The organism is Pseudomonas sp. PB101, assembly GCF_009764265.1.
GTDB lineage: Bacteria > Pseudomonadota > Gammaproteobacteria > Pseudomonadales > Pseudomonadaceae > Aquipseudomonas.
The window spans coordinates 56,781-69,476 of record NZ_RWIR01000007.1 but is presented as its reverse complement, the minus strand read 5'-3'; the positions used below and the strand labels follow the sequence as shown (position 1 = coordinate 69,476).

At 60.4% G+C, this 12,696-nt stretch carries 15 protein-coding genes and 1 pseudogene; 12 read left to right on the top strand and 4 right to left on the bottom strand.

Annotated elements, in window-relative coordinates; translation table 11 throughout:
• The first annotated feature begins 87 nt into the window (after positions 1 to 87).
• The 5 genes from ribF (at position 88) to ispH (ending at position 5,947) form a co-directional block, all read left to right on the top strand.
• Positions 88 to 1,026, top strand: coding sequence for a bifunctional riboflavin kinase/FAD synthetase (ribF, locus tag EI969_RS01750; protein ID WP_160385661.1), 939 nt, complete (start codon positions 88 to 90; stop codon positions 1,024 to 1,026).
• Positions 1,027 to 1,039: 13 nt separating this feature from the next.
• The gene (ileS, locus tag EI969_RS01745; RefSeq protein ID WP_160385660.1) at positions 1,040 to 3,871 is read left to right on the top strand and encodes an isoleucine--tRNA ligase; all 2,832 of its coding nucleotides are present in this window, start codon (positions 1,040 to 1,042) and stop codon (positions 3,869 to 3,871) included.
• Positions 3,864 to 4,376 (top strand): signal peptidase II, encoded by a 513-nt coding sequence (lspA, locus tag EI969_RS01740; protein ID WP_150716718.1) that lies wholly within the window; start codon positions 3,864 to 3,866, stop codon positions 4,374 to 4,376. Before ileS ends, lspA begins: the two co-directional genes overlap by 8 nt.
• 7 nt (positions 4,377 to 4,383) lie before the next feature.
• Complete coding sequence (gene fkpB / locus EI969_RS01735; protein WP_178120517.1) at positions 4,384 to 4,821, top strand: FKBP-type peptidyl-prolyl cis-trans isomerase; 438 nt, start codon at positions 4,384 to 4,386, stop codon at positions 4,819 to 4,821.
• 178 nt (positions 4,822 to 4,999) lie between these two features.
• Positions 5,000 to 5,947: a 4-hydroxy-3-methylbut-2-enyl diphosphate reductase gene (gene ispH / locus EI969_RS01730; RefSeq protein ID WP_160385658.1), complete on the top strand. Its 948-nt coding sequence runs from the start codon at positions 5,000 to 5,002 to the stop codon at positions 5,945 to 5,947.
• Here ispH and EI969_RS01725 read toward each other — a convergent pair.
• Positions 5,916 to 6,455 (bottom strand): GspH/FimT family pseudopilin, encoded by a 540-nt coding sequence (locus EI969_RS01725; protein ID WP_160385657.1) that lies wholly within the window; start codon positions 6,453 to 6,455, stop codon positions 5,916 to 5,918. The genes ispH and EI969_RS01725 overlap by 32 nt on opposite strands.
• 129 nt (positions 6,456 to 6,584) lie before the next feature.
• On the opposite strand from EI969_RS01725, the gene EI969_RS01720 reads away from it, so the two are divergent.
• Genes EI969_RS01720 through thiO form a run of 7 tightly spaced genes read left to right on the top strand, consistent with a single transcriptional unit; the run spans position 6,585 to position 10,636 of the window.
• A complete protein-coding gene (locus tag EI969_RS01720) occupies positions 6,585 to 7,058 on the top strand; it encodes a GspH/FimT family pseudopilin (RefSeq protein ID WP_160385793.1) in 474 nt (157 codons plus the stop codon).
• Positions 7,055 to 7,504 carry a type IV pilus modification protein PilV gene (pilV, locus tag EI969_RS01715; protein ID WP_160385656.1) on the top strand — a complete coding sequence of 150 codons (450 nt, stop codon included), beginning with the start codon at positions 7,055 to 7,057 and terminating at the stop codon, positions 7,502 to 7,504. Before EI969_RS01720 ends, pilV begins: the two co-directional genes overlap by 4 nt.
• Positions 7,501 to 8,208: a prepilin-type N-terminal cleavage/methylation domain-containing protein gene (locus EI969_RS01710; RefSeq protein WP_160385655.1), complete on the top strand. Its 708-nt coding sequence runs from the start codon at positions 7,501 to 7,503 to the stop codon at positions 8,206 to 8,208. Before pilV ends, EI969_RS01710 begins: the two co-directional genes overlap by 4 nt.
• A gap of 10 nt (positions 8,209 to 8,218) precedes the next feature.
• A complete protein-coding gene (locus EI969_RS01705; protein WP_110661952.1) occupies positions 8,219 to 8,698 on the top strand; it encodes a PilX N-terminal domain-containing pilus assembly protein in 480 nt (159 codons plus the stop codon).
• On the top strand, positions 8,685 to 9,065 hold the full coding sequence (locus EI969_RS01700) for a hypothetical protein (protein WP_160385654.1): 381 nt from the start codon (positions 8,685 to 8,687) through the stop codon (positions 9,063 to 9,065). The genes EI969_RS01705 and EI969_RS01700 overlap by 14 nt, the downstream gene beginning before the upstream one ends.
• A gap of 14 nt (positions 9,066 to 9,079) precedes the next feature.
• A complete protein-coding gene (locus EI969_RS01695; protein ID WP_150716710.1) occupies positions 9,080 to 9,481 on the top strand; it encodes a type IV pilin protein in 402 nt (133 codons plus the stop codon).
• Between the two features lie 54 nt (positions 9,482 to 9,535).
• Positions 9,536 to 10,636: a glycine oxidase ThiO gene (gene thiO, locus EI969_RS01690; protein WP_160385653.1), complete on the top strand. Its 1,101-nt coding sequence runs from the start codon at positions 9,536 to 9,538 to the stop codon at positions 10,634 to 10,636.
• Positions 10,637 to 10,648: 12 nt separating this feature from the next.
• Here the strand turns inward: thiO and EI969_RS01685 are convergent, their stop codons facing one another.
• The 3 genes and pseudogenes from EI969_RS01685 to EI969_RS01680 all read right to left on the bottom strand — a co-directional run bounded on the left by EI969_RS01685 (position 10,649) and on the right by EI969_RS01680 (position 12,564).
• The gene (locus EI969_RS01685) at positions 10,649 to 11,986 is read right to left on the bottom strand and encodes a sigma-54 dependent transcriptional regulator (protein WP_160385652.1); all 1,338 of its coding nucleotides are present in this window, start codon (positions 11,984 to 11,986) and stop codon (positions 10,649 to 10,651) included.
• Positions 11,983 to 12,300, bottom strand: a pseudogene (locus tag EI969_RS30395) (hypothetical protein); the annotation flags it as partial. The pseudogene EI969_RS30395 and the gene EI969_RS01685, both read right to left, overlap by 4 nt.
• Before the next feature lie 30 nt (positions 12,301 to 12,330).
• Positions 12,331 to 12,564, bottom strand: a complete 234-nt coding sequence (locus EI969_RS01680; RefSeq protein ID WP_160385651.1) for a PP0621 family protein — start codon at positions 12,562 to 12,564, stop codon at positions 12,331 to 12,333.
• Positions 12,565 to 12,696 lie beyond the last annotated feature (132 nt).

Sequence of the window (12,696 nt, the reverse complement as noted above, 5' to 3'; positions counted from 1 at the left end):
GGCTCGATCACTTTGGGTTACGGTGTTGCCTGTCGTCGGCCGCCGGGTGTGGTTATAATCGACCACTTTATGAGCAAGAAGCGCGTTATGCAGCTGGTTCGAGGCCTCCACAATCTGCGCCCCCAGCATCGGGGCTGTGTCGCCACTATTGGCAACTTTGACGGTGTACACCGTGGCCACCAGGCTATCCTGGCGCGCCTGCGTGAGCGTGCGCTCGAGTTGGGCGTGCCCAGTTGCGTGGTGATTTTCGAGCCGCAGCCGCGCGAGTTCTTCGCTCCGGAGACTGCGCCGGCCCGTCTGGCCCGTCTGCGGGACAAGCTGCAATTGTTGGCCGCCGAAGGCGTCGACCGTGTTCTGTGCCTGGCCTTCAACCAGCGCCTGAGCAAGCTCAGTGCCAGCGAGTTCGTCGATACCATCCTGGTGGATGGGCTGGGTGTCCAGCACCTGGAGGTCGGTGATGACTTCCGTTTCGGTTGTGACCGGGCGGGAGATTTCGACTTCCTGCTACAGGCCGGCATCCTCCAGGGCTTTACCGTCGAAGCGGCGCAAACCGTCGAGCTCGATGGCATTCGGGTCAGCAGCACGCAGGTCCGCAATGCCCTGGCCGCGGCGGATTTCGCCCTGGCCGAGCGCTTGCTCGGGCGGCCGTACCGAATCGCCGGTCGTGTATTGCATGGCCAGAAACTCGCTCGGCAGTTGGGTACGCCCACCGCCAACATACAACTCAAGCGTCGTCGCGTGCCGTTCACCGGGGTTTATCTGGTGGACGTCGAGATCGACGGCAAGACCTGGCCCGGCGTCGCCAATATCGGCGTGCGGCCCACGGTTCAAGGTGATGGCAAAGCCCACCTGGAAGTGCATCTTTTAGATTTTGCCGGCGATCTGTACGACCGGCGTTTAACGGTGGTTTTCCACCACAAGCTGCGTGAAGAGCAGCGATTCGCCTCTCTGGAGGCGCTGAAAACGGCGATCAACGCGGATGTCGCCGCCGCCCGTGCACTAGCCGCACCTAGCGCCCATCGCTAATGAAGAGCCTTAAATGACCGACTATAAAGCCACGCTAAACCTTCCGGACACCGCCTTCCCAATGAAGGCCGGCCTGCCTCAGCGCGAACCGCAGATTCTGCAGCGCTGGGACAGCATTGGCCTGTACGGAAAGTTGCGCGAGATTGGCAAGGATCGTCCGAAGTTCGTACTGCACGACGGCCCTCCGTACGCCAACGGCACGATTCACATCGGTCATGCGCTGAACAAGATTCTCAAGGACATGATCATCCGCTCGAAGACCCTGTCGGGCTTCGACGCGCCTTACATTCCGGGCTGGGATTGCCACGGCCTGCCGATCGAGCACAAGGTCGAAGTGACCCACGGCAAGAACCTGGGCGCCGACAAGACCCGCGAACTGTGCCGTGCCTACGCCACCGAGCAGATCGAAGGCCAGAAGTCCGAGTTCATCCGTCTGGGTGTGCTGGGTGACTTTGCCAACCCGTACAAGACCATGGATTTCAAGAACGAGGCCGGCGAAATCCGTGCCTTGGCTGAAATCGTCAAGGGCGGTTTCGTGTTCAAGGGCCTGAAACCCGTGAACTGGTGCTTCGATTGCGGTTCGGCCCTGGCCGAAGCGGAAGTCGAGTACGAGAACAAGAAGTCCTCGACCATCGACGTGGCGTTCCCGATTGCCGACGAAGCCAAACTGGCTGCCGCCTTCGGTCTGCCAACCCTGGCCAAGCCTGCCTCGATCGTGATCTGGACCACCACCCCGTGGACCATCCCTGCGAACCAGGCGTTGAACGTCCACCCGGAATTCAACTACGCCCTGGTCGACGTCGGCGACAAGCTGCTGGTACTGGCTGAAGAACTGGTCGAGTCGTGCCTGGCGCGCTACTCGCTGGAAGGCTCGGTCATCGCGAACACCACCGGTAAAGAGCTCGAACTGATCAACTTCCGTCACCCGTTCTACGATCGTCTGTCGCCAGTTTACCTGGCCGACTACGTTGAACTGGGCGCCGGCACCGGTGTGGTTCACTCCGCTCCGGCCTACGGCGTGGACGACTTCGTGACCTGCAAGAAATACGGCATGGTCAACGATGACATCCTCAACCCGGTACAAAGCAACGGCGTGTACGTGCCGTCGCTGGAGTTTTTCGGCGGCCAGTTCATCTGGAAGGCCAACCCGGCCATCGTCGAAAAACTGACCGAAGTCGGTGCGCTGCTGCACACCACCGTCATCGAACACAGCTACATGCATTGCTGGCGCCACAAGACCCCGCTGATCTACCGCGCGACCGCGCAGTGGTTCATCGGCATGGACAAGCAGCCGACCACTGGCGATACCCTGCGCCAGCGTTCGCTCAAGGCCATCGAAGAGACCCAGTTCGTTCCGGCCTGGGGCCAGGCGCGCCTGCACTCGATGATCGCCAATCGTCCTGACTGGTGCATCTCCCGTCAGCGCAACTGGGGCGTGCCGATCCCGTTCTTCCTGAACAAGGAAAGCGGCGAGCTGCATCCACGTACCGTCGAACTGATGGAAGAAGTTGCCAAGCGCGTTGAAGGCGAAGGCATCGAAGCCTGGTTCAAGCTGGACGCTGCCGAGCTGCTGGGCGCTGAAGCACCGCAGTACGACAAGATCAGCGACACCCTGGACGTCTGGTTCGACTCGGGCACCACGCACTGGCACGTCCTGCGCGGTTCGCACCCGATGGGCCACGAAACCGGTCCACGCGCCGACCTGTACCTGGAAGGCTCGGACCAACACCGTGGCTGGTTCCACTCGTCGCTGCTGACCGGTTGCGCCATCGACAACCACGCGCCGTACCGCGAACTGCTGACCCACGGCTTCACGGTCGACGAGTCCGGCCGCAAGATGTCCAAGTCCCTGGGCAACGTGATCGCGCCGCAGAAAGTCAACGACACCCTGGGCGCCGACATCATGCGTCTGTGGGTCGCTTCGACCGACTATTCCGGTGAAATGGCGGTTTCCGAGCAAATCCTGCAACGCAGTGCGGACGCCTACCGCCGCATTCGCAACACCGCACGATTCCTGCTTTCCAACCTGACCGGCTTCAACCCGGCCACCGACCTGCTGCCGGCCGAAGAAATGCTGGCACTGGACCGTTGGGCCGTGGACCGTACGCTGCTGCTGCAACGCGAGCTGCAAGAGCACTACGGCGAATACCGCTTCTGGAACGTGTACTCGAAGATCCACAACTTCTGCGTGCAGGAGCTGGGTGGTTTCTATCTCGACATCATCAAGGACCGTCAGTACACCACTGGCGCCGACAGCAAGGCCCGCCGTTCGTGCCAGACCGCGCTGTTCCACATCTCCGAGGCGCTGGTGCGCTGGATCGCGCCGATCCTGGCGTTCACCGCCGACGAACTGTGGCAGTACCTGCCGGGCGAGCGTAACGAGTCTGTCATGCTCAACACCTGGTACGAAGGCCTGAGCGAATTGCCGGAAGGCTTCGAGCTGGATCGCGCTTACTGGGACCGCATCATGGCGGTCAAGGTCGCGGTCAACAAGGAAATGGAAATCCAGCGTGCAGCCAAGGCTGTCGGTGGCAACCTGCAAGCCGAAGTGACGCTGTTCGCCGAAGACGCGTTGACCGCCGACCTGGCCAAACTGAGCAACGAACTGCGCTTCGTGCTGATCACTTCGACCGCCAGTGTCGCGCCATTGGCGCAGGCGCCGGCCGATGCCGTGGTCACCGAAGTCAGCGGCCTGAAGCTGAAGATCGTCAAGTCGGCCCACGCCAAGTGCTCCCGCTGCTGGCACTGCCGTGAAGACGTCGGTGTGAACCCGGAGCATCCGGAGATCTGCGGTCGTTGCGTCGACAACATCAGCGGCGCTGGCGAGGTTCGTCACTATGCCTAATGCCGTTGGCCGTTTCGGACGGCTGAGCTGGCTCTGGTTGAGCTTGCTGGTCCTGGTCATCGACCAGGCCAGCAAGTTCTACTTCGAAGACAAGCTCCAGATGTACCAGCAGATCGTGATCATCCCCGATTACTTCAGCTGGACCCTGGCCTACAACACCGGCGCGGCGTTCAGCTTCCTGGCTGACAGCTCCGGCTGGCAGCGCTGGCTGTTCGCGTTGATCGCAGTAGTGGTCAGTGCGGTGCTGGTGGTGTGGCTCAAGCGTCTGGGGCGCAACGAGACCTGGCTGGCGGTTGCGCTGGCACTGGTGCTCGGCGGCGCGCTGGGCAATCTGTATGACCGCATTGCCCTGGGCCATGTGATCGATTTCATTCTGGTGCATTGGCAGAATCGCTGGTATTTCCCGGCGTTCAACTTTGCTGACAGTGCAATCACTGTAGGCGCGGTCATGCTGGCACTGGATATGTTCAAAAGTAAAAAGACCGGAGAAGCCGTTCATGACTGAACAGGTATTGGCTGAGCAACGCATCGGCCAGAACACGGAAGTCACCTTGCATTTCGCATTGCGCCTGGAGAACGGCGATACGGTGGACAGCACCTTCGACAAAGCCCCGGCGACCTTCAAGGTCGGTGACGGCAACCTGTTGCCAGGTTTCGAGGCGGCGCTGTTTGGTTTCAAGGCCGGTGACAAGCGTACACTGAGCATCGAGCCGGAAAACGCTTTCGGCCAGCCGAACCCGCAGAATGTGCAGATCATCCCGCGTTCACAGTTCCAGGACATGGAACTGTCGCCTGGCTTGCTGGTGATCTTCAACGATGCGGCCAATACTGAATTGCCGGGCGTGGTCAAAGAGTTCGATGACGCGCAAGTGACCATCGACTTCAACCACCCGCTGGCGGGCAAGACGTTGACCTTTGACGTGGAAATCATTTCCGTCAAACCGCTCTAATGCACTACGGGGCGACTCCTGTTGCCACCGGACACTGTGGGAGCGAGCTTGCTCGCGATGAGGGCCAGACATTCAACATCGATGTTGGCTGATCCTCCGCTATCGCGAGCAAGCTCGCTCTCACAGTTTGTTTTCTACTGTTTTCGCTATTTCTTGCGCGCAAGACACGAGGCACAGCATGCAAATCAAACTCGCCAATCCCCGTGGCTTCTGCGCCGGTGTGGACCGTGCGATCGAAATCGTCAATCGCGCCCTGGAAGTCTTCGGGCCGCCGATCTACGTGCGCCATGAAGTGGTCCACAACAAATTCGTTGTCGAAGACCTGCGCTCCCGTGGTGCGATCTTCGTCGAAGAGCTGGATCAGGTACCGGACGACGTCATCGTGATCTTCAGTGCCCACGGCGTTTCCCAGGCCGTGCGCAGCGAAGCGGCCGGTCGTGGGCTGAAAGTGTTCGACGCCACGTGCCCGCTGGTGACCAAGGTCCACATCGAAGTGGCACGCTACAGCCGCGACGGCCGCGAATGCATTCTCATCGGCCACGCCGGTCACCCGGAAGTCGAAGGCACCATGGGCCAGTACGATGCCCGTAACGGCGGCGCGATCTACCTGGTCGAAGACGAGAAAGATGTCGCGGCGTTGCAGGTGAACAACCCTGAAAAGCTCGCCTTCGTAACCCAGACCACCTTGTCGATGGACGACACCAGCCGCGTTATCGACGCGCTGCGTTCGCGCTTCCCGGCCATCGGTGGACCGCGCAAGGACGACATTTGCTACGCCACGCAAAACCGTCAGGACGCGGTCAAGCAACTGGCCGACGAGTGCGACGTGGTGCTGGTGGTCGGCAGCCCGAACAGCTCCAACTCCAATCGCTTGCGCGAATTGGCTGAGCGCATGTCCACGCCGGCGTACCTGATCGACGGTGCCGAAGACCTGCAAAAGAGCTGGTTCGAAGGCGTCGAGCGTATCGGCATCACCGCTGGTGCATCCGCCCCGGAAGTCCTGGTGCGCGGCGTGATCCAGCAGTTGCAGGCCTGGGGTGCTACCGGCGCCGATGAGCTGGCTGGTCGCGAGGAGAACATCACGTTCTCGATGCCTAAGGAACTGCGCGTTCGCTCGCTGACCTGATTTTTTGCCTTGCTTCGCATAACGGATGCGCGGCCTTGTCGCTGCGCAGGCTGACGCGACCGGTCCGTGCCAACACCACTTGATGTTGGCTCACCGGTTCGCGAACTGCGCAAATGTGTAATGTCCCGCCAATCAGTGACTCGCCCTGACCTCTGAAGCGTATTGAGCTTTCGACCGGGCCGTTTCCGACAATCGACACTCGTGCGTTTCCCTGGCGTTCGGCCAGCAGTGGATTGTCGCTGTCCATCTCCCCCTTGCCGCTGATATCCAGAATCATCCGCCAGCCGTGGCTCCAGTCACCATTGATGCTGTGAATCACCACGGCCTGGTTGCGCACGATGGCTTCAGTGCGAGCGGTGCGAATACCACTGAACAGTGCCTGTGCCGCTTGCTCCCGCTGGTTTGACTCGATCAGCGTTGCGAACGCCGGACTGACCAGTTGCAGAACAATTCCTGTAATTGCCAGTCCCATGAGCAGTTCGATCAGGCTGAAGCCTTGTTGCCGCATGACATCTCCCTCCGTGGCGTGCTGTGGCTCGCGCAATCCCTGCGCGAGAAATGGCAACGCAAACGCACCGCATCGCTCGAATGTTGTGCCGCGCAATTCAGGTATAGCCGAAGGAAACAGAAGGCCCCGATGGATCATCGTACAAAAGGTTTCACGCTGATCGAGTTGCTGGTCGCGATCGCGATCCTTCTGGTTTTGCTGACGCTGGCTGTCCCGGCGTTTACCCGCTCGACGCAAACTACGAGGGCTGACACCGAAATCGGTGACCTGCGACGAGCGCTCAATTTCGCCCGGCTCGAAGCCATCGAACGGGGCAATGCCACGCGCGTGCGCCCGACGGCCGGCGCAGATGCCTGGAGTGGAGAGCTGGCGGTCTATGACGGTACTGGCGTTTTGGCCAATGTATTACGGGTTATTCCGGCGATGAGCAGCGGCGCAACTCTGACGCTAACCTCAGGCGTCACGGCCATCGATTTCAACAGTATGGGCGGATTGTCATCACCGTCTTCGGAGGTCGTGATCAGCTATGGGCGGGGGACACAAAGCAGAACGCTGGCAGTGTGTTTGAACGGACGAATTCTATTGGGCGGAAGTTGCGGATGACGGCAGGGATGCAAGGCACGCAAAAGGGCATGACGCTGATCGAAGTTCTCGTGGCGTTGGTCATTCTGGGAGTGGGGTTGCTGGGGGCGGCGGCGTTTCAGCTCAATGCGCTGAAGTATACGGATAGCGCGCGCATGGCGAGTCAGGCCAGCTTTATCGCCTACGACATGCTGGACCGCATTCGCGCCAATGCCGCTGCGGACTACACCATTGCGCCGCCGGCTTCGGGCAATCCGGATGTCACCCGGGATCAGGACCTGTTCGATTTCAATTCCAACATTGTCAGCTCACTCGGCGCCACCGCGACGGGCAGTGTCACCGTCAATCAGCAGCTGTACACCATCACCATTACCTGGGACGACTCACGGGCTGCGAATGCTGCCGACTCGCGGCGCAACTTTGTCCTGACCAGCCGCACGGCCATCGATCCGGTGGCGGTCCCGTGAGTCGCCGCAGCAGAGGTTTTGGCCTGGTCGAGTTGCTGATCGCCCTGGCACTGAGCCTGATCGTGGTGCTGGGCGTGGTACAGGTTTTCATTGCGGCCAAGAACACCTATCTCAGCCAGAATGCGGCCGCGAACATCCAGGAGGACGCACGTTTTGCGTTGAGCAAAATGATTCAGGAAATCCGCATGGTCGGGATGTTCGGTTGCCTGGAAACGATCACCGATGCGAGTAAGAAGCGCGATTTCCATGCCAGTCAGCTAACGCCGATTCGCTGGGACAATGGCGGCCGCAAGTTGACTCTGGTGACGACGGATGTGGGTGGCAACGGCAGCAGCCCGGACTGGACCGTTCTTTCCGATTGTCGAAGCCATTCGACGGCCTACAGCAAAAGCCGGACCCCGGTGGCAGGGGAACTGGCCTTTCCGATACGGCAGCTGACTTACAGCTTCAGCAACAACCAACTGCTCCTGAAGGGAGGGGATGCCAATCCACAGGTACTGGTGGACCACGTGGAGGCGTTTGACGTGAGCTTCGGCCTGGCCAGCACGGCCACTGATCTGGCGGCGTCCCGCTACAGCAGCAACCCGCCGGACCCTGCGCTGATTCGAAGCGTTCGCCTGAGCCTGACCCTCACCGATCCGAACCACCGGGTGAGCGATCAAACCTTCAACGTGGTTGCCGCTCTGCGCAATCGCTTGCCATGAGGGGGTGCCGATGAATCGCTCTCCCATGACGTATTGCACCCAGCGCGGCATGGCGTTGCTGGTCAGTCTGGTGTTCTTGCTCTTGTTGACGCTGATTGGTCTTTCATCGATGCAGAGTGCCACCCTGCAGGAAAAAATGGCCGGCAGCGTCGCCTTGCGCAACCAGTCATTTCAGAGTGCCGAAGCCGCATTGCGGGTGGGAGAAAGTACGGTGCAAAGGGACAGTTATGCACTTCCTGTTTGCAGCGGCATCATTCAATGTGCACCGCCCTCCGAGTCCTCGAGCATTACCGCTGCCGGTTTCAACGCCTCTTCCGGAGTGACCTGGATTGCCTCGGGCAATGGCTTTTACGGGGTGCAAAACATCGGCGACAGCCGGGGTGCGGTGAATGTGCCCATCAATACCCAGGCGACCTTGTATCGGGTGACGGCAGTCGGCATCGCGGGTCACTCGCGCAGTGTGGTGGAGAGTATCTATGCGAAGTACTGAGCGACTGTGGTCAGCACTGGTGGGTATCGTGGTCGCGCTTGGCCTGTCGGCGCACGCCGCCGCATCAGCGGATTCGCCAGCGCTGAACCGGCCAACCTGCCTGGCGAATGGCAACTGGTACGGGTTCTACCACGGCAATCAGGGCTTGAAAGCTGTCTGCCTGAAGCTGCCCGAGGCGATCAGCGTTAAGATGCTCGACAGCAACGAAGATGGCGTGGTCGACAACGTCGACTCGCTGTCCGAAGGCGTGATCTTTGTTGGAGAGCATTCAACACAGGACGCCAGCGACAATTCCGCTGGCGACGATAGTCCGGGGATGGAAAAATCCGGCGGCAGCCGTCGCATCATGTGGCGACAAATACAGTAAGTGAGAGTTGAGGCATGCGTAGTTCCAACCGCGGTTTTACCCTGATCGAAATCATGATCGTGATTGCGATCATCGGGATTGTCATGACCATTGCTGCCCCGAGTTTCACCGAGTACCTGAACAAGGGCCGTCGCGCAGAGGCAGCCGGTCTGCTCTCGGAGCAGGCGCAGATCCTCGAGCGCTTCTATTCGCAGAAAAATGTCTACACCGATGCGACGGGCCTCAGCGCCGGCAATGATTACTACAGCATCACACCGACCCTGACCGACCAGACCTTTGTGCTGACAGCGGTGCGCAAGCCTGACTCGAGCATGGCCACTGACAAGTGCGGTGATCTGACCATCACCAACACGGGTGTCCTGGGCATGGTCAACGCAGAATCCGGCCTGACCAGCAAAGACTGCTGGGGGCGCTGAGTTTTTTTCGGGTGCCTGTTGCACCCTCTGTCTATTTAACGATTGGATCAGAACATGACCAGGCAACAGCAAGTGGTGATTGTCGGCGGTGGCGTTATTGGTTTGCTGACGGCCTTCAATCTCGCGTCCGAAGTGCAAAGCGTTGTGCTGCTGGATCGCTCGAACGTCGGCCAGGAATCGTCCTGGGCCGGTGGCGGCATCGTTTCGCCGCTTTACCCGTGGCGCTACAGCCCGGCGGTCACCGCGTTGGCGCACTGGTCACAGGACTTTTATCCACAGCTGGGCGAGCGCTTGTTTGCCGCCACCGGCGTTGATCCCGAAGTGCACACCACCGGTCTGTACTGGCTGGATCTGGATGACGAGGCTGAAGCGCTGGCATGGGCCGCCCGGGAAAATCGTCCGTTGAGCGCGGTGGATATTTCGGCAGCCCACGACGCCGTGCCGGTGCTGGGCAGCGGTTTTTCCAGGGCGATCTACATGGCCGACGTCGCCAACGTGCGTAATCCGCGTCTGGTCAAATCACTCAAGGCCGCATTGCTGGCGCTGCCGAACGTGACGATCCATGAGCAGTGCGAAGTCAGCGGGTTTGTTCGTGACGGCAATAAAATCGTCGGCGTGCAGACCGCCACGGGTGCTGTCCCGGGCGATCAGATCGTCCTGACGGCAGGCGCCTGGAGCGGTGATTTGCTCAAGCTTCTGGATCTGACGCTGCCGGTCGAGCCGGTGAAAGGGCAGATGATTCTCTACAAGTGTGCGGCGGATTTCCTGCCGAGCATGGTCCTGGCCAAAGGCCGTTATGCCATTCCCCGGCGCGACGGGCACATACTGATCGGCAGCACGCTGGAGCATGAAGGCTATGACAAGACCCCGACCGCGTCGGCCTTGGAAAGCCTGAAGGCGTCCGCGGTGGAGTTGATCCCGGCACTGGCCGATGCCGAAGTGGTGGGGCATTGGGCCGGGTTGCGTCCGGGATCTCCCGAGGGCATTCCTTACATCGGCCCGGTGCCGGGGTTTGACGGGCTCTGGCTCAATTGCGGGCATTACCGCAACGGGCTGGTGCTGGCGCCGGCGTCATGCCAGTTGTTTGCCGATGTGATGCTGGGCCGGGCACCGATTATCGATCCGGCGCCTTATGCGCCTGCCGGGCGGATCTGATTTCAGAGGTCGTCAATCCAGTCCCAGCTTCTTGAGCCTGTAGCGCATCGACCTGAATGACAGGTTCAGCCGCTGGGCCGCCGCCGTGCGGTTCCAGCGGGTTTCCTCCAGGGCCTGGAGCAGCAGTTGGCGTTCGACATTTTCCAGGTAGGCTTCCAGATTGTCGATCAGGGTCAGGTCCGGCACGCCAGCTTCGGCACCACTGCTGCCTTCGGCCAGGCGCAGGTCGCCGGCTTCGACCTGATTGTTCTCGCACAGGGTGTGCGCCCGTTCGAGCATGTTTTCCAGTTCCCGCACATTGCCCGGGAAGCGATAGCTTTTCAGCGCATCGAGGGCTTGGGGGTGGAGTCTCGTTGCCGGTTGACCCGTATCGGCGGCCAGGCGCTTGAGTATGTGGCTGGCCAGCATTTCGATGTCGTCACGACGCTCGCGCAGGGGCGGCACCCGTAGTTCGATCACGTTCAGGCGGTAGTAAAGATCATGGCGAAACCGCCCGGCGGCGACTTCGGCGCTCAGGTCCTTGTGCGTGGCGCAAAGAATGCGCACATCCACCGCGACTTCCTGCTGCCCGCCGACGCTGCGTACGGCTTTCTCCTGAATGGCCCGCAGCAGTTTGACTTGCATCGCCAGCGGCAGGTCAGCCACCTCGTCGAGCAGCAGGGTGCCGCCGTGGGCTGTCTGGAACAGGCCGGGTTTGTCCTCGATTGCGCCACTGAAACTGCCTTTGCGATGACCGAAAAACTCGCTCTCCAACAGTTCCGAGGGAATTGCCGCGCAGTTGACCGCAATGAACGGTTGATTGGCGCGGGGGCTTTGATCATGGATCAGGTGCGCGACCAGCTCCTTGCCGCTGCCGGATTCTCCGCTGATGTAGACCGTCGCATGGCTGCTGGCCAGCTTGCCGATGTGTTTACGCAGGTTGCGCATGGGTAACGAGTCGCCCAGCAAGCGACGATCGATGCCGGCCCCGCGCGCGGGAAGCAGAAGGGCGCTGGTGACCAGTTCACGCAGGCGCGTCAGGTCCACCGGTTTGGTCAGGAAGTCGAATGCCCCGGCCTTGAGCACATTGATTGCGGTTTCGAGGCTGGCATAGGCGGTGATCATCGCCACCTGGACCTGAGGGTGGCGTTGCTGGATGTGCTGCACCAACTCCAGGCCAGTGCCGTCCGACAACTGCATGTCGGTCAGGCACAGATCGAAGGTTTCGCTCTTCAGCAAGGATTGCGCTTCGCCGACGTTGCGGGCGTTGAACGTCTCCAGTTTCATCCTTCCCAGGGTGATTTCCAGGAGTTCGCGTATGTCTGGTTCGTCATCGACGATCAAGACTTTTTGTCGTGGTCTGGTATTCAACGTGGGTTCCGTCCGTGAGCAAAGGTCATGCAAAAGCAGCCGCTTTCCTGGCGTGCCTTGAAGTCTAGGCGGGACAGAATGCTTTCGCCCGGCTGGGCGGACAGATAAAGCCCCGGGCCCTTGATATGAAGGGCGGGGGCTTTGTTATCGAGTATTTCCAGTGGTTTCAGGACGACCCGTAGCGGCGACATTTGCGCGCGACGCTGCAGGTGCAGGACGTTTTCGATTACCCGGTTCATTCGCAGAGAAGAGTCTTGAATAATCTGCGTCAGACGTCGATCGACGCCTTTCAGTTCCTTGGGCGCGCGCGATAGTCCTCAATCTGCCGGTATTTTGGTGGTGTGTCAGCGGTCGCTGGAGCCTTTGTCTTGCTCGAGATGAGCCTGGCTGCAATACCATCGCTGGTCGAGGCTCAGCGCGCGGTCACGGGGCAGGTGAACGCCGCAATGGGCGCAACGGACCATGGGCGCCGCATCCCGTTCGGCAGGGGACCTGGGGGTGGAAGTCTGCCCCTTGAATTTGCGCCAGAACCATACCGCAGCGGCAATCAGGACAATCCAGAACAATAAACGAAGCATGGTGAGCTGCTTTTCGACTAGTGATTAGCTAGTTTAGCCAAGGACATGGCCAGCGCACAGCCTAATAGCTTATGTATGAGCGAGCTTGCTCGCGATGGTCTCAAGGACGACGCGTTTATTCAGACAAAGCGC

Coding starts and splice junctions, on each gene's coding strand:
- ribF (WP_160385661.1), top strand. CDS start 88: ATGCAGCTGGTTCGAGGCCTCCACAATCTGCGCCCCCAGCATCGGGGC.
- ileS (WP_160385660.1), top strand. CDS start 1,040: ATGACCGACTATAAAGCCACGCTAAACCTTCCGGACACCGCCTTCCCA.
- lspA (WP_150716718.1), top strand. CDS start 3,864: ATGCCTAATGCCGTTGGCCGTTTCGGACGGCTGAGCTGGCTCTGGTTG.
- ispH (WP_160385658.1), top strand. CDS start 5,000: ATGCAAATCAAACTCGCCAATCCCCGTGGCTTCTGCGCCGGTGTGGAC.
- EI969_RS01725 (WP_160385657.1), bottom strand. CDS start 6,455: ATGCGGCAACAAGGCTTCAGCCTGATCGAACTGCTCATGGGACTGGCA.
- EI969_RS01720 (WP_160385793.1), top strand. CDS start 6,585: ATGGATCATCGTACAAAAGGTTTCACGCTGATCGAGTTGCTGGTCGCG.
- pilV (WP_160385656.1), top strand. CDS start 7,055: ATGACGGCAGGGATGCAAGGCACGCAAAAGGGCATGACGCTGATCGAA.
- EI969_RS01705 (WP_110661952.1), top strand. CDS start 8,219: ATGAATCGCTCTCCCATGACGTATTGCACCCAGCGCGGCATGGCGTTG.
- EI969_RS01700 (WP_160385654.1), top strand. CDS start 8,685: ATGCGAAGTACTGAGCGACTGTGGTCAGCACTGGTGGGTATCGTGGTC.
- EI969_RS01695 (WP_150716710.1), top strand. CDS start 9,080: ATGCGTAGTTCCAACCGCGGTTTTACCCTGATCGAAATCATGATCGTG.
- thiO (WP_160385653.1), top strand. CDS start 9,536: ATGACCAGGCAACAGCAAGTGGTGATTGTCGGCGGTGGCGTTATTGGT.
- EI969_RS01680 (WP_160385651.1), bottom strand. CDS start 12,564: ATGCTTCGTTTATTGTTCTGGATTGTCCTGATTGCCGCTGCGGTATGG.